This is a genomic window from Parasphingorhabdus sp., from assembly GCF_039968395.1.
Taxonomy (GTDB): Bacteria; Pseudomonadota; Alphaproteobacteria; order Sphingomonadales; family Sphingomonadaceae; genus Parasphingorhabdus.
This window is the reverse complement of record NZ_JBDVPV010000003.1, coordinates 116,036-133,653: the sequence shown is the minus strand read 5'-3', so window position 1 is coordinate 133,653 and position 17,618 is coordinate 116,036. Positions and strand designations below refer to the sequence as shown.

Annotated in this window: 20 protein-coding genes; 11 read left to right on the top strand and 9 right to left on the bottom strand. The window is 54.0% G+C overall.

The annotated features are described in order from the left end of the window. Window positions 1–139: 139 nt before the first annotated feature. The 4 genes from obgE to ABJI30_RS08630 all read left to right on the top strand — a co-directional run bounded on the left by obgE (window position 140) and on the right by ABJI30_RS08630 (window position 4,558). Complete coding sequence (obgE, locus tag ABJI30_RS08645; RefSeq protein WP_348015779.1) at window positions 140–1,204, top strand: GTPase ObgE; 1,065 nt, start codon at window positions 140–142, stop codon at window positions 1,202–1,204. Continuing rightward, complete coding sequence (gene proB / locus ABJI30_RS08640; RefSeq protein WP_348015778.1) at window positions 1,201–2,310, top strand: glutamate 5-kinase; 1,110 nt, start codon at window positions 1,201–1,203, stop codon at window positions 2,308–2,310. Before obgE ends, proB begins: the two co-directional genes overlap by 4 nt. A 24-nt stretch (window positions 2,311–2,334) precedes the next feature. Next, window positions 2,335–3,261, top strand: coding sequence for an NAD(P)-dependent oxidoreductase (locus ABJI30_RS08635; RefSeq protein ID WP_348015777.1), 927 nt, complete (start codon window positions 2,335–2,337; stop codon window positions 3,259–3,261). Window positions 3,262–3,358: 97 nt separating this feature from the next. Further along, a complete protein-coding gene (locus ABJI30_RS08630; RefSeq protein ID WP_348015776.1) occupies window positions 3,359–4,558 on the top strand; it encodes a cytochrome P450 in 1,200 nt (399 codons plus the stop codon). Here ABJI30_RS08630 and ABJI30_RS08625 read toward each other — a convergent pair. Continuing rightward, window positions 4,555–5,076 carry a Pycsar system effector family protein gene (locus ABJI30_RS08625; RefSeq protein ID WP_348015775.1) on the bottom strand — a complete coding sequence of 174 codons (522 nt, stop codon included), beginning with the start codon at window positions 5,074–5,076 and terminating at the stop codon, window positions 4,555–4,557. The two genes, ABJI30_RS08630 and ABJI30_RS08625, sit on opposite strands and share 4 nt — an antisense overlap. Before the next feature lie 137 nt (window positions 5,077–5,213). Between ABJI30_RS08625 and ABJI30_RS08620 the strand changes: the two genes are divergently transcribed. The 4 genes from ABJI30_RS08620 to ABJI30_RS08605 are packed head-to-tail and all read left to right on the top strand — an operon-like array spanning window position 5,214 to window position 8,158. Then, window positions 5,214–5,459, top strand: a complete 246-nt coding sequence (locus ABJI30_RS08620) for an acyl carrier protein (protein WP_348015774.1) — start codon at window positions 5,214–5,216, stop codon at window positions 5,457–5,459. 6 nt (window positions 5,460–5,465) lie between these two features. Beyond that, window positions 5,466–6,665: an aminotransferase class I/II-fold pyridoxal phosphate-dependent enzyme gene (locus ABJI30_RS08615; RefSeq protein ID WP_348015773.1), complete on the top strand. Its 1,200-nt coding sequence runs from the start codon at window positions 5,466–5,468 to the stop codon at window positions 6,663–6,665. Between the two features lie 21 nt (window positions 6,666–6,686). Beyond that, window positions 6,687–7,481 (top strand): enoyl-CoA hydratase/isomerase family protein, encoded by a 795-nt coding sequence (locus ABJI30_RS08610; protein WP_348015772.1) that lies wholly within the window; start codon window positions 6,687–6,689, stop codon window positions 7,479–7,481. Window positions 7,482–7,522: 41 nt separating this feature from the next. Next, the gene (locus tag ABJI30_RS08605; RefSeq protein WP_348015771.1) at window positions 7,523–8,158 is read left to right on the top strand and encodes a phytanoyl-CoA dioxygenase family protein; all 636 of its coding nucleotides are present in this window, start codon (window positions 7,523–7,525) and stop codon (window positions 8,156–8,158) included. A 10-nt stretch (window positions 8,159–8,168) separates the two neighbouring features. On the opposite strand, the gene ABJI30_RS08600 is transcribed toward ABJI30_RS08605, so the two are convergent. The 5 genes from ABJI30_RS08600 to ABJI30_RS08580 all read right to left on the bottom strand — a co-directional run bounded on the left by ABJI30_RS08600 (window position 8,169) and on the right by ABJI30_RS08580 (window position 11,568). After that, a complete protein-coding gene (locus ABJI30_RS08600) occupies window positions 8,169–8,564 on the bottom strand; it encodes a cupin (RefSeq protein WP_348015770.1) in 396 nt (131 codons plus the stop codon). Between the two features lie 124 nt (window positions 8,565–8,688). Beyond that, entirely contained in the window at window positions 8,689–9,159 is a 471-nt protein-coding gene (locus ABJI30_RS08595; RefSeq protein ID WP_348015769.1) for a hypothetical protein, read from the bottom strand. Then, window positions 9,156–10,058, bottom strand: coding sequence for a hypothetical protein (locus tag ABJI30_RS08590; protein ID WP_348015768.1), 903 nt, complete (start codon window positions 10,056–10,058; stop codon window positions 9,156–9,158). Before ABJI30_RS08590 ends, ABJI30_RS08595 begins: the two co-directional genes overlap by 4 nt. A gap of 14 nt (window positions 10,059–10,072) precedes the next feature. Then, window positions 10,073–11,047 carry a diacylglycerol kinase family protein gene (locus tag ABJI30_RS08585; protein ID WP_348015767.1) on the bottom strand — a complete coding sequence of 325 codons (975 nt, stop codon included), beginning with the start codon at window positions 11,045–11,047 and terminating at the stop codon, window positions 10,073–10,075. A 38-nt stretch (window positions 11,048–11,085) separates the two neighbouring features. After that, window positions 11,086–11,568: a DUF2141 domain-containing protein gene (locus ABJI30_RS08580; protein WP_348015766.1), complete on the bottom strand. Its 483-nt coding sequence runs from the start codon at window positions 11,566–11,568 to the stop codon at window positions 11,086–11,088. A gap of 131 nt (window positions 11,569–11,699) precedes the next feature. On the opposite strand from ABJI30_RS08580, the gene lptF reads away from it, so the two are divergent. Continuing rightward, on the top strand, window positions 11,700–12,902 hold the full coding sequence (lptF, locus tag ABJI30_RS08575; protein ID WP_348015765.1) for an LPS export ABC transporter permease LptF: 1,203 nt from the start codon (window positions 11,700–11,702) through the stop codon (window positions 12,900–12,902). 43 nt (window positions 12,903–12,945) lie between these two features. Beyond that, the gene (gene lptG / locus ABJI30_RS08570; RefSeq protein WP_348015764.1) at window positions 12,946–14,034 is read left to right on the top strand and encodes an LPS export ABC transporter permease LptG; all 1,089 of its coding nucleotides are present in this window, start codon (window positions 12,946–12,948) and stop codon (window positions 14,032–14,034) included. A gap of 20 nt (window positions 14,035–14,054) precedes the next feature. On the opposite strand, the gene ABJI30_RS08565 is transcribed toward lptG, so the two are convergent. Beyond that, window positions 14,055–15,161 (bottom strand): fatty acid desaturase, encoded by a 1,107-nt coding sequence (locus tag ABJI30_RS08565; protein ID WP_348015763.1) that lies wholly within the window; start codon window positions 15,159–15,161, stop codon window positions 14,055–14,057. A gap of 174 nt (window positions 15,162–15,335) precedes the next feature. Between ABJI30_RS08565 and ABJI30_RS08560 the strand changes: the two genes are divergently transcribed. Further along, a complete protein-coding gene (locus ABJI30_RS08560; RefSeq protein WP_348015762.1) occupies window positions 15,336–16,493 on the top strand; it encodes an N-acetyltransferase in 1,158 nt (385 codons plus the stop codon). Window positions 16,494–16,558: 65 nt separating this feature from the next. On the opposite strand, the gene ABJI30_RS08555 is transcribed toward ABJI30_RS08560, so the two are convergent. Continuing rightward, window positions 16,559–16,978 (bottom strand): hypothetical protein, encoded by a 420-nt coding sequence (locus ABJI30_RS08555; RefSeq protein WP_348015761.1) that lies wholly within the window; start codon window positions 16,976–16,978, stop codon window positions 16,559–16,561. A gap of 91 nt (window positions 16,979–17,069) precedes the next feature. Then, window positions 17,070–17,615 carry a MarR family transcriptional regulator gene (locus ABJI30_RS08550; protein WP_348015760.1) on the bottom strand — a complete coding sequence of 182 codons (546 nt, stop codon included), beginning with the start codon at window positions 17,613–17,615 and terminating at the stop codon, window positions 17,070–17,072. Window positions 17,616–17,618 lie beyond the last annotated feature (3 nt).

Genomic DNA, 17,618 nt, shown 5'->3' with positions numbered 1-17,618 from the left:
ACATCGAACAAATCGATATATCGCCAAGCAGCCGGTATATTGCGACTTCAATATCTAGCCGGTCTTCTGCAGCGAATGATATGTCATAAGTTTCGACAGGGTCTGGTCTTTCGTCTTCCCCTTCCCTAAATGCACGAGCATGCATTTTCTGGATCAAGCCAAAATCTATGTGAGCTCGGGCGCGGGCGGGCCTGGCGCTGTCAGTTTTCGGCGTGAGAAATATATTCAATATGGCGGCCCTGACGGCGGCAATGGCGGCAAGGGCGGCGACATCATCTTTCGTGCAGTCGAAGGCCTGAACACGCTCATCGACTTTCGCTATGCGCAGCATTTGCGGGCACAGCGCGGCAAGGGCGGAGCCGGACGCAACCGGACCGGCGCGGGCGGCGCCGACCGGATCATCAATGTGCCGGTGGGAACGCAGGTTTTGTCGGAAGACAAAGAGCATGTACTGCTGGACCTGACCCGCGAAGGGCAGGAAGAGCTTTTTCTGGAAGGTTCGATAGGCGGTCGCGGCAATGCGAGCTACAAAAGTTCTACCAATCGCGCACCGCGCCAGCATCAACCCGGTGAACCCGGTGAAGAAATGGCGGTCTGGCTGCGGCTCAAACTGATCGCGGATGCCGGGCTGGTGGGACTGCCCAATGCCGGCAAATCCACACTGATCAATTTTGTCAGCAACAGCAAAGCCAAAGTTGGCGCATATCCGTTCACGACAATCCATCCCCAACTGGGTGTGGTACAGCATCGGGCCCGCGAATTTGTCCTCGCTGATATTCCGGGCCTGATCGACGGCGCGGCAGATGGCGCCGGAATTGGTGATCGATTTCTGGGACATATCGAACGCTGCAAAGTCTTGCTGCACCTCATTGATGCGACCGGCGATGATCCCGTACTGGCCTGGAAAACAGTGACCAAAGAACTCGAACAATATGGCGGCGGTCTGTCCGAAAAACCCCAGATACTGGCGCTTAACAAGGCTGATTTACTGGACGACGAATTGATGGCAGACATTGCCAAAGACCTGCAGGCCGCAGGGGCGACGGATATCCTGCCTCTGTCAGGCGCGACGGGAAAAGGCATGGACGATGTACTTGATGCCGTGCTGGAAGCGGTCGGCACGAACAGTTCGATAGAAACCAGTGATCAATCGGGTACATCCGCCGATGATGAAGAACCTGAAAAAGACTGGTCTCCGCTGTGAGCAAGGAATCTTCCGAGATTCTCGTCGTCAAAATCGGATCCTCGCTTCTGATTGGAGAAGAGGGACAAGTCCGGCGCGACTGGCTGGAAACACTGGTGGCGGACATTGCCGAACTGACTGGTCAGGGCCACTCAGTAATAGTCGTATCCTCTGGCGCAATAGCGCTTGGTGCGCGCCAGCTGAAACTGGAACAAGGCGGCCGGGCCAATCTGGCAGATGCCCAGGCAGCAGCTTCGATCGGCCAAATTGCGCTGAGCAGCCTGTGGTCGGAATTATTGGGCGATCAACAGCTCACAGCGGCACAGATGCTCCTTACCCTTGATGATATGGAGGACCGCAAACGGTATCTCAATGCATCCGCCACGCTGGAACGATTGATCGAAAGAAAGGCGGTTCCCGTCATCAACGAGAATGACAGTGTTGCCACCGACGAAATCCGCTTCGGCGACAATGACAGGCTGGCCGCGCGGGTCGCGCAGGCCGCATCGGCAGACCGGGTCATATTGCTCTCCGATATAGACGGTCTGTACGATCGCCGCTCCGGCAGTGAGACAGAAGGCCAGTTTATCGACCTGGTTGAGAGAATCGACGAGAATATCTTGGCCATGGCCGATGACAGTTCCTCCTCCGGCATGGGATCCGGAGGAATGATTTCCAAGCTGGAAGCCGCCCGCATTGCAAACCTGGCGGGTATCGAACTGGCGATTATATCGGGCCGCGAAGATCATCCGCTGCGGCGCTATGCGTCGACCGGGGTCGGCACGATGTTCAAGGCCAGTCGCTCGGAAAATGCACGGAAAAGCTGGCTTGGCGGACGATTGACTTCGAACGGAACGATTATGGTGGATGCTGGAGCCGTCGAAGCTTTGCGCAGCGGAAGCAGTCTGCTGGCTGCAGGAATCATCTCTCTCGATGGACAATTTGTTCGCAGCGATGTCGTTGACATTGCGGATCCTGACGGGACCGTAATTGCCCGCGGTCTGGCGGAATATGATGCGCTTGATTGCGCCAAGATTGTCGGGCGGCATAGCTCCGAACTCGAAGCCCTGCTCGGCTATGCGCCGCGCAGTGCAGTCGTCCACCGCAACCAGATGGTGTTGGTATGATCATGCGCTTGACCGACTAATCTGATGCGGACGAAGCAGACACTGGCCCTGACGGGTGCGACCGGTTTTGTCGGAGAGCATTTGCTCAACCTGGCCATCCGTGCCGGGTTTCCGGTACGGGCGCTGACCCGGCGGCGGCAGGATGACAGGCCAAATGTTACCTGGGTAGATGGCGCGCTCGACAATCGCGACAGCCTCGACGAGCTCTGCTCTGCTGCAGACGTGGTCATTCATATTGCCGGCGTGGTCAACGCTCCGGATCGGGCAGGATTTGAAGCTGGCAACGTCGCCGGTACACTCGCCATGGTAGAGGCGGCAAAAAAGGCGGATTGCAAAAGATTCATTCACGTCTCGTCGCTCGCGGCCACGCAGCCAGAGCTCTCAATCTATGGGGACACGAAGGCGAAAGCCGAGAAGATCGTCGCCTCCAGCGGTCTGGACTGGACGATTGTGCGTCCTCCGGCAGTCTATGGCCCTGGTGATGGCGAGATGCTCGATATTTTCAAAATGGCCCAATATGGCGTGGTGACGCTGCCGCCGGATGCAGATGGCGTGCTTTCGATCATTCATGTCGATGATCTGACCCGGGCGCTGATGACACTTATTCCGGTCCATGAAGAGCTGACCGCGCGGATATTCGAAGTAGACGATGGCCAGGTCGGAGGCTGGACCCAGACCGATTTTGCCAAAGCGGTTGGCCGGGCCGTCGGAAAACGGGTTCGACCGGTTGCAACTCCGAGACTTCTGCTTGAATTGGCGGCGAAAGCTGACCGTCTGGTGCGCAAGGACAAAGCCAAACTAACCGCCGATCGGGTCAGTTATTTCTGTCATGATGACTGGACGATTGATCCCGTAAAACGCCCGCCCCACCAGCTCTGGGTTCCCAAAATGGATACGGAAAAGGGTCTGAAAGACACCGCTCAATGGTATCGGCTCAATGACTGGCTCTAAAGCCATGGTCTGTCAGACCAAAGTTTTAGCCTGATTATTTCATTAGCTGCCATCAGCTGGAGAACCGTGCATAATCCCACGCCTTGGGAGAGTGTATATGCAGGACAATCTGGCTGTACGTGACGACGTACCAACGCACAGTTTCGATATTTATTCCGAACCGTCGATCAAGGTTGATGTGCATGAATCTTTTCGGGCCCTGCAACAGGCAGCCCCTCCCTTGTTCTGGACTCCCGAAAACGGCGGGCACTGGATTGTGACCAGCAGTGACATGATGATTGATCTGTTGCGCAAGCCCAATGTCTTTTCCAACCAGAATTTTTCAATTCCCCACGTCGAAAATGTACCCAAGACAATCCCGTTGTCTCTCGATCCGCCCGAGCATCGCCCCTACCGCCAATTGCTACGGCCGTTTTTCGAGAAAAAGGCAATGGCTCCACTGGAAGAGCGCATCCAGCATTGGGCGGACCGCCTGATTGGTGGAGTGAAAGCGGGCGGCGAATGTGAGTTTGTGGATGCAGTTGGTTCCCGTTTTCCGGTCTCCGTGTTCATGGAAATGCTGGGCCTGCCACTGGAACGTTTTGAGGAATTCCGAGCCCTTGTCAGCGAGAATTTCGAACTTGCCGGGACGGACGGCGTCGCAGCCGTGCAGATGAAGATCGTCGCAATATTGGCGGAATTTGTGAAAGAACGGCAGGCAAATCCGCAGGAAGACATGATGAGCCACATCATCCGTTCGGATGTTGATGGCCGCGAGCTTTCTTTCGAAGAATTGCTCTCTATTGCGCATCTGCTTTTCCTCGCGGGCCTCGATACGGTCGTGAATGCGCTGAGCTTTGGCATGAAACATCTTGCCGGGGATGCCGCACTTCAGCAACGCATTATCAATGACCCCGGCTGCATTCCGGATGTCACCGAGGAACTGCTGCGGCGCTATTCCTTCATCAACCTGCCGCGCTTTATTGCAGAAGATACCGAATTGGGTGGTCAGCACTTGAAACAGGGCGAAATGATCATCTGTCCGCTGGCGATGATTGGCTGGGACGAAAAGCTGAATGACGATCCCATGGCTGTCTCGGTTGACCGGAAAAACTACAGACACGGAGCGTTTGGATCGGGTATTCACACCTGTCTTGGCCTGCATCTGGCCCGGATGGAGTTGCATATCTTCTATGAAACCTGGTTTCGCCAGATCGGTCAGTTTCGGCTACACCCGGACAAAACTCCTGGCGCTATGCGGGGCAGCGTGGTGTGGGCGATCGAGGACCTGTGGCTGGACTGGAGCCAGTCAGCCTAGGTCAACGGACCTGTAAACTGTTCAACCAGATAGAAAAACAGGGTGAGGGTTAGTCCCAGCAGAAAAACACGATAGGCCCAGCCCAGATAGAGAAATTTTTTCCTGCCCAGCACCAGTCCCATTTGATGGATGTCCCGCAACATCGCGCGATAGACGGTTTCCTGATTTTCAAATTCTGTCGTCAATACCCGGTGGATATATTCTCCCTCTTCCATATCCGAAAAGCCGCCGAAAAATAACATGTTGGTCGCGCCGTCTTTTTTGGGCGCGGTGACCGGCATAACCGCGAGCACGGCAAACACAGCGGAAGTAAAAGCGAATATCGCCAGAATTGTCAGCGGCAAAGAAAGGCCTCCGGACTGGCTCTGACCCACCGCAAGTGTGAAAACGATGAATGTTGCCCCCAGCAGCATATTGGCTTTGTTATCCGCCATCAGGCTAAGCTGGACGTGATGCTGCTGTGTTGCCCTCAGAGCAATAACGGCATCATCTGGCCACTTTCTGCTTTCTTCCATCATTCCCCCCAAAAATTTCCGGCTGGCAATGACATAAAGCACCTATTTGAGCAAGCTGCTGCCGTGTTTCCGCCTTATTCGCTTGCCAATGGGTCGGTTCAGTTGGCAAAGACCAAGCTGAACAATTCAGGAAGAACAATATGGCAAGTCGCGAAGAAATCATGGGCAAAGTCGAGAGCCTGATCGGACCATTTAACAACAAGGGCGTCGAGCTAAAGGACGCAACAACCTTTGCGGGCGATCTGGAATGGGACAGCCTGACGGTTATGGATTTTGTGGCAGCGGTCGAGGATGAATTCGACATCATCATCACCATGAACATGCAGGCAGAGATTGAAACCGTAGGCCAGCTGGCAGACGCTGTTGCCAAGTTGATGGATAGCTGATCTCGAATGACCGACTTGTTATCCAAATTTGATCCGCTCATCCAGGAACGCGAAACGCTTTTGGCGACCGGTGTGAAAGACCCGTTCTCGCTGGTTATGGAACAGGTACTCTCGCCCACAGTCGCGATTTGCGATGGCCGTGAAACCATCCTGCTTGGCACCTATAACTATATGGGCATGACGTTTGATGACGACGTCCAGCTGGCAGGCCAGCAAGCGCTGAAGGATTTTGGTTCCGGCACGACCGGCAGCCGTGTGCTCAACGGCACCTACAGCCCGCACAAGGATTGCGAAGAAGCACTGAAGGAATTTTATGCCATGGATCATGCCATGGTCTTTTCCACCGGCTATCAGGCCAATCTCGGGATTATCTCGACCCTTGCCGGCAAGGGTGACTATGTCATTCTGGATATCGACAGCCACGCATCGATTTATGACGGTTGTGCGATGGGAAATGCCGAGATCGTCGCGTTCCGCCACAATGACGTTGAAGCGCTGGAAAAACGCCTGAAACGCTTGCCCGCAGAAGCTGGCAAGCTGGTCGTTCTTGAAGGTGTGTATTCGATGCTCGGTGATGTCGCGCCGCTCAAGGAAATGATCCGGATCTGCAAGGAAAACGGGGCAATGACACTTGTCGACGAGGCTCACAGCATGGGCTTTATCGGTGAAAATGGCCGCGGCGTTGTCGAAGATCAGGGAGTGATTGACGACGTTGATTTCGTCATCGGTACCTTCTCAAAAAGCGTCGGCACGGTTGGCGGGTTCTGTGTCTCCAACCATCCGAAATTTGAAATCATGCGGCTGGTTTGCCGGCCCTATGTGTTCACCGCATCTCTGCCGCCCAGTGTGATGGCCACCGCCGCAACCAGCATTCGCAAGCTGATGCACAGCGGCAACAAGCGCGCGCATCTTTGGGAGAACAGCAAGAAACTGCACAAAGGCCTGCGCGATCTTGGCTTTGAACTCGGCACGCCCGAAGCCCAAAGCGCGATCATCGCGGTTATCATGCCCGACCTCGAACGCGGCGCGATGATGTGGCAGGCTTTGTTGCAAGAAGGTCTCTACGTCAATCTGGCACGTCCGCCAGCGACGCCGGCCAACATGACGTTGCTGCGCTGTTCGCTCTGTGCGGAACATACCAGCGAGCAGGTCGATCAGATCCTCGGCATGTTTGAAGCTGCTGGCAAAGCAGTTGGAGCGATCTAGGCTAAAGGACACGGCATCAGCTTGACCAACACAATTCTCATCGAACAACGCGGGCCCATCGAGATTCTCTCGCTCAATCGACCCGACAAGCTTAACACGATGAACGAAGACATGATCTTCGAGCTGCAGGATTATTTCCGCGAATTGCAAGGCCGCGAAGATGTTCGTGTCGTCCTGTTCCGGGCAGAAGGCCGGGCTTTCTGTGCCGGCCTCGATATCGGGGCATGGAAAAATGACGGCTCACGCGGGCAGATTCAGCATATCTGGCGCACCCAGCGGAACATCGCCACGGTCATGCAGTTGATGCGGCAATGCCCGCAGCCTGTTATCGCACTCGCCCAGGGCGCAGCCTGTGGCGGCGGTTTCTCGTTACTGCTCGCCAGCGATGTCCGATTTGGCGCACCCGATCTCAAAATGAATGCCGCATACATCAAGATTGGCCTTGGGGGATGCGACATGGGTTCCAGCTATTTCCTGCCCCGCCTTGTCGGATCGTCACTCGCATCCGAGCTAATCCTGACCGGCCGTTTCATCCATGCAGAACGGGCCGAAAAAACAGGCCTGATCAGCGAAGTGGTGGATCAGGACAAGCTGCTGTCCACCGGCCTCGCGCTCGCCGACGAAATGCTCGACACCGCACCGATGGGGCTGCGTCTGTCGAAAGATGCCCTTAACCGCAATATCGACGCGCAAAGCTTCGAAGCCGCCATGGCTATCGAAGATCGTCAGCAGGTGATGCTGAGCATGACCGAAGACAGTCGCGAAGCCGCCAAGGCATTTTTTGCGAAGCGCAAACCGGATTACAAGGACCGGTAGTGCAATCGGACCTCCTGCGATTGAAAGAACACGGAGCTTGTTTGATCAAAGGCGGCGCTGATCCATTTCTGGATGCATTCGAAAGTCTTCTTCCACCCGAGCACGATGAACGCCCCGGTCTCCGCCTGCGCGGAGATTGCGATTTACAGCAACTTCTATGCGCCAGATCAGAGTTCAGCCAGTCAATTTTTCCGAGTGAAATATCGGATTACCAGCCGGTCCGCGCCATATTATTTAACAAGTCTCCTGAGAATAACTGGTCATTGGGCTGGCATCAGGATCGCACGGTTGCTGTCAACTCGCGGGAGAATGTCGCGGGATTTGGTCCTTGGACCGTCAAAAACAATATCATTCATGCCGAACCCCCGTTCAGCTATTTTCAAAACATGATAACGATACGGGTGCATCTGGACTCTGTTACACAACATAATGCGCCTCTACGCGTGGCCTTGGGATCACATTTGCTTGGCAAAGTCGAGCAAGACCAGTTAGATTTGGTCATCCAAAATTCTCGAATTCACGACTGTCTTGCCGCGAGAGGAGATGTATGGGTCTATGCAACTCCCATATTACACTGCTCTGAAAAATCCTCTTCATCCAACTGTCGGAGGGTATTGCAGGTAGACTATTCTGACCAGATTTTGCCTGCACCCCTCGATTGGGCTGGCTTGGTCTGAACTACGAACATCACCTTTCCCGATGTTCGGTACCTTCGCCGGCGGTTATGAACATGGCAGTTGCAGACCCCTCCACATCTGCCGTGTGCCAGACGCCAGGTGCGTTGACTGCATATTCGCCGCTAATCAGGTCTGTCCGCTTGTGGGAACCGTCTTCCATTTCTTGAATCAGTGCCATCGCCCCTGCGGTGCAAAGCACCATCTCGGCTCCCCGGGGATGCATTTCCCAGACATCCCAATTCTCGGTAAACGTGTACATGGAGACCAGGCGGCCTTCCACGCCATCACCGCCATGGCGTTCGCCATAGCCAGCATACCATGACAAATCACCGGTCATTTCCGGCTCAATTTCCGCCGTGGCTCCGAGACCAAGATGCACCGGGTTTTTCGCAAGTTTATGCGCCATTCCAACGTCCCTCCATGTTATCGCGAAGAGCCTACTATTTAATCGCCCCACCCGCAATCAACCGCGGCAATAGTGTTCGATTATGTTTTCGTCAGAAGAACGGTACAACACGCTCATAGCGAGGTCACTGAAGTGTGTCAGTGTCTTTCGGGCGAAGCCGTGTCAATTCATCTCGGACTTCGTCAATCCGCTGCGCCATGTCGCCATAGCGAGCAATTTTTTGTCCGCAATCGCCGCAGAAAACAAACGCTTCGGGATCAAAATCGTCGGGGAGAACAATATGGACACTGTGGCAATTCGCACAAAATAGAAATCCATCGCGCCTACGCCGCCTGGACCAATGAAAGTCATAGGGATTTACACCATGCCGCTTGAGAAGCTCTGCCGAATGTCGGCGACTGATCCAGAACGCGATGATTCCGTAACCCATGAAGAAACTAATCAGAGCAGCATCACTATCGAAAAATGCTGCCGGGGCGTAAAACAGACGATTGAGCTCCCATCCCGCCAGAATGACGAAACCCCAGATAATCGCCGCTATCCAGAAATCGAGATTCTTGCCTTTGAATGCCGCCAAAGGGATGTTGAAGCTCATTTAATCGCCCCACCCGCAATCAGCCGCGGCAGCATCGTTATTGCACCAACAATCGGCCATTTGCGCTGCCAGGGTTTGATGACATAGTCGGTCCCCGCATGGCGATTGATTTTCCAGGCCAGATAGTCAATTCCGCCAGCATAGGTTCCCGACGCCTTTGCGAGCCGCGCGAGGGTCAGCAGCTTGCCGTTGCGGCGGAGTTTTTTCCAGCGCTTCTCTGCCACCGGTGCGGTGAGAATCGAAGCATCCGACGGATGGTGTTGCTGCAACGTGGCCATGGTGGCCTGACCGAATTGTTCATACCGCCCCAGGTCGGCGTCAACGACCGAACCCGAACGGTTGCTGCGTTCCGCACGAAGTTCAGCACCATAGGTCAGCGCAAAGCCGTGATGGTATATCCGAACCGGCGTCTGCGGCTGTGTTCCGAGTACCGGAATCGTCAGTTCGAACAAGGTGATGGACGCGCTTTCGATTGCCTTGACAGCTTTGGTTCGCGCATCTTTCCCTGCGCACCAGACCAATCGGGATGGCTGCGCAAAACGGGCCCAGACACTCACGGCACTGGCATCCGGACGGTTGAGCCGGGCAAAATCCTCTTCGCTCAGAACGGCAATCTTGGCCACCAACCCGTCATGCTCGGCCGGGAATACATTGGGCGGGAGCAGCTTGTTCGCACTGACAAGCCAGCTCTTTCCATAAGCGGCTTCATAGCTCGAAACGATCAGATAAAAGTCGAGCATCTGCCCATCCAGCTCGGTCGTCCGCAAGCAGGAGCCATAAAACAGAACCGCACGGGACGCTTCGCCATATTCGCTGGCAATAGCCGTAGCAAAAGCCGCTACGCGCGGGTCAACCGGCTGGGACAGTTCGTTTTCAACAAGTTTCTGTAGTGGGCTCACGCCAGCTGAATAGCCTATGCGGCGAGGCGAAGGAAGGAGACAGGCTCGGTTGATTTGAGCACAATCGGCCGCCCTTCCTGAGCGCTGAACAATTCGCCGTCCATGACGACGTTGCTGTCCTTGCCTTCAATCCGGATCAAATCACCCTGTTCCAGGTGAATACCCGGCTGGCTGACCTTTCCGAGACGACCAAAAATGACGGCAAAGGCAAAGCGCAGAATCGCTCCGGCTTTCTGATCAATTGCCATAAATTGCATTCGCCCAAGGCCCGGCTTGTCGCGGTTCGCCCGGCGCATCAGCAACAGTTTTTCGAGCGTGGTGACAATGAGCACCGCAAAATTGCCCTGAAACTGACCATCACGCATCAGTGATATCCGAACCGGAGGTGGTCGGTTGGGCAGGAATTTCGCCCGGATGCCAAACAGCGCCGAAGCCAGTGCAGCAAATACCGTCAGCACATGGGATACGACATTGGGCAGACCGAGTGGATATATCTTGTGGCGGCAATAGAGGATGAATTCAGACAATCCGGCGCCGCCCAGGAACATGCCCAATACGACCTTGCTGCCTTCTTCTCCATCGGACAATGCTATCAATTCACGTGCGACAAGATGTTCGTGCAGATCATGTTTGGCCATCTCGACAATCCGTTCCAGCGCCTTGAGCGGGTCGCCCTCTGCGCCAAGGTCCAGCGCGATCAGGTTGGTTTTTCCATTTGGCAGCACCGCGACCGGAGGCGGAGTGTCGCCAAAATGACCGCCATGATATAATTCGGTCAGCGCAGCCTGAACCGTGCCATCACCGCCATTGATCACCAGAACTTTGGGTTTGACCCGTGCTATGGTTTCCAGCGCCTTGGCAATTTCGTCAACAGCATCGACCTCATAATGAAAAACGTCACTGGTTTTCACACAATAGGAGCGCACTGACGGAAGAATTTCCCGGTTTCCTGTCGAATTGGGATTCGAAAGCAGCGCAACATTGGTCATTAACTATTGTCCATTTTCCAGGCGGCACAATCCATCCATCAACGATATTTCATCTTGATGTTGATGGACTTGACTTCGTTACCGACGACAAATTTCGTCTTTTTGTAACTGGGCTTGCCGAGGTTAAAAATACTGATGCTGGGGTTGTTAGACATTCCCCCGCCATCACCGAAAATATCTGTCTTTCCGTTGTTGTTAATGTCGTGCCGGATCGCGACCGCATAAGTTCCAGCTTCGGTGATCGGCAGACAAAACTGCATGTTCCCGGTCTGGGCAGGGACATCTACGCGATGAAGCCAGGCACCTGTCTTGAGCCACTCGGATTTGATTCCGCGATAGGTTTGTACGCGCATATTGCCTGTGGCGGCTTTCACGCCGCTGACTTTTACGAGCACAGCCGGGCCGTTGCCGCTCCGGCATTTGCCAAGATCATTGCCAATTTTCTGGCCGCCAGCATAAGCCGGGGCAGACAATGACAAAATGGCTATTGAAAGGGCAGATACTGCTGCAATTTTCAACATGACGAGAATACTCCTAGACGTTATACACCCACCTGAACTCCGGTGGGTGGTAGAATCAGCCCCCTGAATAGATTTAGGCATGCCTTGGATTTACGGCAGAAACATGGTGAGAGGGCGACGATAAGTTGAAATTGTTCAGTTCCACCGATCGTTACATCGCCAGGCTGATCGCTTTGCCCCTTTTTGGGACACTGGTGATTGCCGCCATGTTGCTTGTTCTGGAAAAGATGTTGCGGCTTTTTGATTTTGTCGCTGCCGAAGGCGGGCCGGTCAGTGTAGTCTGGCGAATGCTCGCCAATCTGATCCCGGAATATCTGTCTCTCGGTATTCCGATCGGTCTTCTTCTCGGGATATTGCTGGCATTCCGACGGTTGGCACTGAGCTCGGAACTCGACGTTTTCCGGGCGGTTGGCCAGGGATATGGCCGGTTACTGAGAGTGCCATATATGTACGCAGTAGCCTTGATGCTGGTCAATCTGGCTCTGGTCGGCTTTGTCCAGCCTCTCTCCCGCTATTATTACGAAGAATTGCGTTTCGAGCTGCGCTCCGGGGCGTTGGGTGCCTCGATCAAGGTTGGTGAATTCACCAATCTCGGCAAGCGCATGACCATGCGGATTGAGGAAAGTCAGGACAATGGCACAAAATTGAGCGGCATGTTTGTCCGGGCCGAAGACAAGGATGGTCAAATTGTGTCGGTCACTGCCAAAAACGGCCAGTTTCTGGCGACGGACGACCCGGATACAATCATATTGCGGCTCGCAAACGGTGTTCTCATTCATGATGCACCCAACTACGACCAACCCCGCATTTTAAGCTTCAGCAGCCATGACTTGCCGATTGATCTTCCGGATATTGCGGCATTCCGGCAGCGCGGCGGAGAGAATTTGGAATATACCATACCCGAACTGGTTCGGGTCGGCCTTGACGAAAGCCGGCCGGTCATGGAGCGCAACCAGACGCGCGCGAACTTTCACTTTCGGCTGGTTGAGGTCGTGATGATGTTGCTGATGCCTTTGCTTGCGCTGGCGCTTGCCATTCCCCCCAAACGATCAAATTCGGCGCTGGGGGTGTTCTTGTCGATCATCATGATTGTGACCTATCACAAGGTCAATCAATATGGTGAGGATGTCGGAGCACTCGGCATCATTGACCCGATTATAGCTCTGTGGGTGCCATTCTTTCTGTTCGCTGCTTTGATATTGTGGATGTATCACATGGTCGCCCATGTTCCGGGCGGACAACCGATCGGAGCACTCGAGAAAGGATTCTCGAAATTTGGTGGCGTGTTCAAGGGATTGCTCAACTTCAACCGCAAGCGGGCGAATGTGAAATGACAATACAGACTAATTTTTCTGTCGCTTTTGAAGGGCAAAATTTGTGAATTTTTTCCCGTCCCGCACACTCGCGCTGTACATGGTAAAAATGTTCCTGATCCGCGTGTTCAGCGTGGCAGCCTTGCTCGTGGTCGTGCTGACATCACTCGATCTGCTCGGTCAAAGTGGCCGGATTTTCGCTTATCCCGGCAATGGCGAAGCGGAACTGTGGACATACACGTCTCTCAGAACGCCGCAGATCATTGCCTTTGCGCTTCCATTCTCGGTCCTTCTCGGCACCTTGATTACGCTCGCGACACTGAACCAGAACAGTGAAGTCGTCTCCATGAAGGCGGGAGGATTGTCTGCCCACCAGATTCTCGCACCGCTGATCATCGCGAGTATGGCGGTGGCGATATTCTCGTTCCTGTTCAACGAAGTCGTTGTCGCACCGGCAACCGCGCGTCTGTCAGCTTGGGAAAAGGTCGAATTTGGCCCGATACCGGAAACCAGTGACGTCCGGACGCGAGTCTGGGTTCGAGATGGAGACAATCTCGTTAACGCAAAAACCGTGATCGGCACGGGTTCATCTGTGCTGCTGAAGGACGTCACCGTCTATAATCGTTCCGAGAACGGATTGCGCAGCCTGATGCAGGGCAAGGAAGCCCGGTTCACCGGCACGGACTGGACCGTCACCGACGTCACCAGATTTGATGTGGCAACCGGAACCGAAGAAGCGCTGGACAGCGTTCAGATTGGCAATGACCTGACACCGGATCAATTTACGCTTTCTGATGTCAGCGCGGATTCTCTTTCCTATCTGAATCTGCGAACAGCAATCAAGCAGCTGAAGGAAGCGGGGCGACCGACTGCGAAGCTGGAAGCCAGCCTATACCACAAGATTTCAGGGCCTTTGTCGGTCATCCTCATGCCGCTGCTGGGTGCGGTTGCGGCATTCGGGTTGGCGCGATCAGGACAGTTATTCTTGCGCGCGGTGATCGGCATGGCTTTGGGATTCATGTATTTTGTTGCCGATAATTTCTCATTGGCGATGGGAAATATCGGAGCTTATCCCCCAATTCTCGCGGCATGGGCGCCGTTCCTGCTGTTTTTCCTAATCGGTGAAACCGTGCTTGTGCGGACCGAAGAATAGACGATCCAGAAACGCCCGGCTCAAGCCGGATTTTTGTGGGAAGAACCGCGCACAAGACCGATAATCAGTCCCCACAGGCTATCATGATTGCCTTTCGAATAGGACGACCCCTCGGGCAGTTCCCTGATGATCCTGCGATGGGCTTCCCCCAATGCATGATATGGCAAGCCGGGCAATAAATGATGAAGCGCGTGATAGCGCAGACCCACGGGCGCCCACAGGGCCGGCAATGTTGCCGGAGGCGGGACATTCACGCTGTCGAGATATTGCGCCGTCACCGTCATCTCTTCTCCGTCATTTTCCCACAAATGCGCAACCAGAGTGCGGATCTGGTTCAAAACAACGCTGCCAGACATAATTGCCAGAAAAATCAAAAACGCGCGCAACGGAATGATATTCGCCGCGACAAGAGCAAGCAGACTGATTGCCCAAATACTTGCTGCAATCTCGCTCACCAGCCAGCGCTTGCGAAGATCACCTTCCGGATTTTTGCGGCGGAACTCGGGATTGATGATCAATCCGGAATAACGCTCCACCACGATTTTCCGTAGCGGCGGAATGACAAAGGAAAGCGGCGTCAGCACAGCATAACGAAACAGCAAGGCGATGGGAGCCAGCGATGCGACAACGACAAACAGCGGCACCGTCCATGGCTTCATCAGTGCCAGCGGTAAATATTCCGGGTCTTCGATCGTACCGTATTTTCTGGTTCGATGATGAATGCTGTGAACGCCCTCATACATGAAGGACGGGATCAGCATCGGGACGCCGAACAGGGCGTTCCAGGCGAAATGAAAGCCCGGGAGGGCATTGCGGCGAACATGAGTCAACTCGTGGATGAAACTGCCCGCGCGATAAAGCGCCAATATCGCTACTATGCCAAATATCACCGCAAACAAGGCTGTCGGCGCGATCACGGCACCGATCAGCGCGCCATAGCCTGTCACGACGGAAAGCAGGAAATCTGTCCAGTAAATGGATGCCTTTGCTCCATGTAAATCACGTGTGACTTTCGCCGCGGTGCGGATCAGGTCGTTGTCTTCCGGCGCGCGCGTACGTTCGGTGACTACCGATCCGTCAGTTGCGTGCCTGGAGTCGTCCTCGGCAGAGGAATATATGCTATCCATAACTTCCTGTCTTCGTTGTCACCATGCTTCGTTATCGGGCGCCTAGAGCAAGACTTCGTGGCAAGATGATGGCCCGAATATGTTGGCTGCAGCCTGACGCGGCACCAACACGGCCTTGACATCACCGCGTTTCTAAAGCCAGAGCCTGCCTGAACAAAAAGGATCAAACCGCTCGTGGGAACGCAGAACATAGTCATTCAGCCGGTCACTTCCAAGTCCGAGACAAAGATATTTGTGGAAACCGCCTACCGACTGAATGTGGACGATCCGAATTGGGTGCCGCCGCTGAAAACTGAAGTCTACGCATTGCTTAATCCCAAAAAGAACCCGTTTTTCGAGCATGCGACGGTACAATTGTTTCTCGCGTTCGAAAATGGCCAGGCGGTTGGGCGGATCAGTGCCCATATTGACCATCTCGCCCTGACCCAGCCAGTTGAACAGGGCATGGGAGCCGGAACCGGCAACTGGGGTATGCTCGAAGCGCAAAATGCCGATATTGCAGCCGCGCTGATCGAGGCCGCCGAACAATGGCTGAAAGATCAGGGCATGCACCGGGTACTGGCCCCGCTCAGCCTCTCGGTCTGGGATGAACCGGGCCTGCTGACACAAGGTCATGATCATCCGCCAACGCTGATGATGGGTCACAACAAAGCGGAGTACCAAGATTGGATTGAAGGGCTGCAATATGAAACCGTCAAGCAACTTTTCACGTATGACTTGCCGGTAAAGGACGGATTCCCGCCCTTGATCGGCAAGATAGTTGCCTCCGCCGAGCGCAATTCCAAACTCAAAATCCGTAAAGTCGACAAGAAGCATTTCGATCGGGATGCCAAGATCATCCTGAGCATTTTGAACGATGCCTGGTCTGACAATTGGGGCTTTGTGCCATTCACGGATGCCGAAATTGACTATGCCGGCAAGAAGTTCAAAACAATCGTGTATGAAGAACTGATCATGATTGCGGAAATTGAAAATGAACCCGTTGCATTCATGCTCACTCTGCCGGACCTCAATGAGGCAACAAAAGAAATGGGCGGCAAGCTGTTTCCATTCAACTGGCTCAAGCTCCTCTGGTGGTTGAAATTTCCCAAATCGAGTACGATGCGGGTTCCGTTGATGGGCGTAAAAAAGGAATTGCAGGCCAGCCGCCTGGCCAGCCAGATGGTTTTCATGATGATCGAGTATATTCGCCGCAACGCCGTTGCAAATTTTGGCACGGAACGCGGAGAAATCGGCTGGATATTGGAAGATAATCAGGGGATGGTCGCAATTGCCGAAGCCATCGAAGCCAAGATCAATCGGGTCTACACGCTCTATCAAAAAGAAATCTAGTCGTCGTCCAATCGAAATACCGGGAGCAAGGAATTCCGTCACCCCCGGCATTATCTCGCTAAGGTTCAGCTGGAGGCTTCACCTGGAGCAGCATATTCTATGCCGTTTTCAGCGATATCCTCGCGGTCGATCCGCTCGTGAATCCAGTCAGCGACTTTCTGCCCGTAGCGGGTTACGGAGTGCATGTTAAAGAAGTGCATGAACCCTAGAACCAGAATCGCAACACCCACTTTCCAGGCAAGAAAACGAATGACCTCTACCGCGGTTTGCGGTTCATCCGCAAAGCTCAATGCAATGGAGATGAAACCCAGATTGACGAGATAGAATCCAACGACGAGCAAATGATTGACCGAAGTAGCCAGCTCCTCATCATGGCCGAAACACCGGACAAGAAACACCAGACCGTTGCTGGACAACGTATGAGCGACCCACACGGTCATGCCAATGGCGAGAATGAGATAGAGAGCATAAGCGATTAACGTCATGATAAACCTCCATTATTCTTTTCTTCTTTTAATTCTGTAAATACCGAAATCAGATGATAAGAGAAATTGTCGTCATAGATGATACCTTTCTTCAGTTTTTCTGGGAAGAACCTGGGACAAACCGGGCGACTTTGGAGCCCAGTTTCATTAACGCAATCAAAGTAGATTTCTTGAGCCCACGGACCTGTTGATACCAGCCAGTCAATGTTGAAATAAACTCATGCATTCTGCCGATCCGATGGCGGACGTGCTCAGGCACATCACCTCGATCCGCCATCCGATCACTCAGTTCGGCCAACCGACCAATGATGGGATCTATTTCACGCCTCTTGCGTTCGGCCACGATGGCCATGAACATATCCCACAAATCAAGTTCAGCAACAAAGTGATCACGGCGGTCACCGACCACATGAGTACGCCGCACAATTTTATATCCTTGCAGCTCTTTCAGTGCGGTCGAAACGTTGGAGCGTGCGAGGCTCAGAGCCTCGCATATCTCTTCTGCATGCAACGGACGATCGGACAGATAGAGTAGCGCGTGAATTTGCGAAACGGATCGATTGACACCCCAATGGCTACCCATTTCTCCCCAATGGAGAATATATTCCTGCGCTTCTGGTATCTGAATCACACTCATGGT

Bases quoted from the DNA above. Each gene is read 5' to 3' on its own strand.
- ABJI30_RS08565 (WP_348015763.1), bottom strand. From the start codon at position 15,161: ATGGATAGCATATATTCCTCTGCCGAGGACGACTCCAGGCACGCAACT.
- ABJI30_RS08635 (WP_348015777.1), top strand. From the start codon at position 2,335: ATGCGGACGAAGCAGACACTGGCCCTGACGGGTGCGACCGGTTTTGTC.
- ABJI30_RS08585 (WP_348015767.1), bottom strand. From the start codon at position 11,047: ATGACCAATGTTGCGCTGCTTTCGAATCCCAATTCGACAGGAAACCGG.
- obgE (WP_348015779.1), top strand. From the start codon at position 140: ATGCATTTTCTGGATCAAGCCAAAATCTATGTGAGCTCGGGCGCGGGC.
- ABJI30_RS08600 (WP_348015770.1), bottom strand. From the start codon at position 8,564: ATGGCGCATAAACTTGCGAAAAACCCGGTGCATCTTGGTCTCGGAGCC.
- ABJI30_RS08620 (WP_348015774.1), top strand. From the start codon at position 5,214: ATGGCAAGTCGCGAAGAAATCATGGGCAAAGTCGAGAGCCTGATCGGA.
- ABJI30_RS08580 (WP_348015766.1), bottom strand. From the start codon at position 11,568: ATGTTGAAAATTGCAGCAGTATCTGCCCTTTCAATAGCCATTTTGTCA.
- ABJI30_RS08625 (WP_348015775.1), bottom strand. From the start codon at position 5,076: ATGATGGAAGAAAGCAGAAAGTGGCCAGATGATGCCGTTATTGCTCTG.
- ABJI30_RS08630 (WP_348015776.1), top strand. From the start codon at position 3,359: ATGCAGGACAATCTGGCTGTACGTGACGACGTACCAACGCACAGTTTC.
- ABJI30_RS08555 (WP_348015761.1), bottom strand. From the start codon at position 16,978: ATGACGTTAATCGCTTATGCTCTCTATCTCATTCTCGCCATTGGCATG.
- ABJI30_RS08615 (WP_348015773.1), top strand. From the start codon at position 5,466: ATGACCGACTTGTTATCCAAATTTGATCCGCTCATCCAGGAACGCGAA.
- ABJI30_RS08550 (WP_348015760.1), bottom strand. From the start codon at position 17,615: ATGAGTGTGATTCAGATACCAGAAGCGCAGGAATATATTCTCCATTGG.
- ABJI30_RS08595 (WP_348015769.1), bottom strand. From the start codon at position 9,159: ATGAGCTTCAACATCCCTTTGGCGGCATTCAAAGGCAAGAATCTCGAT.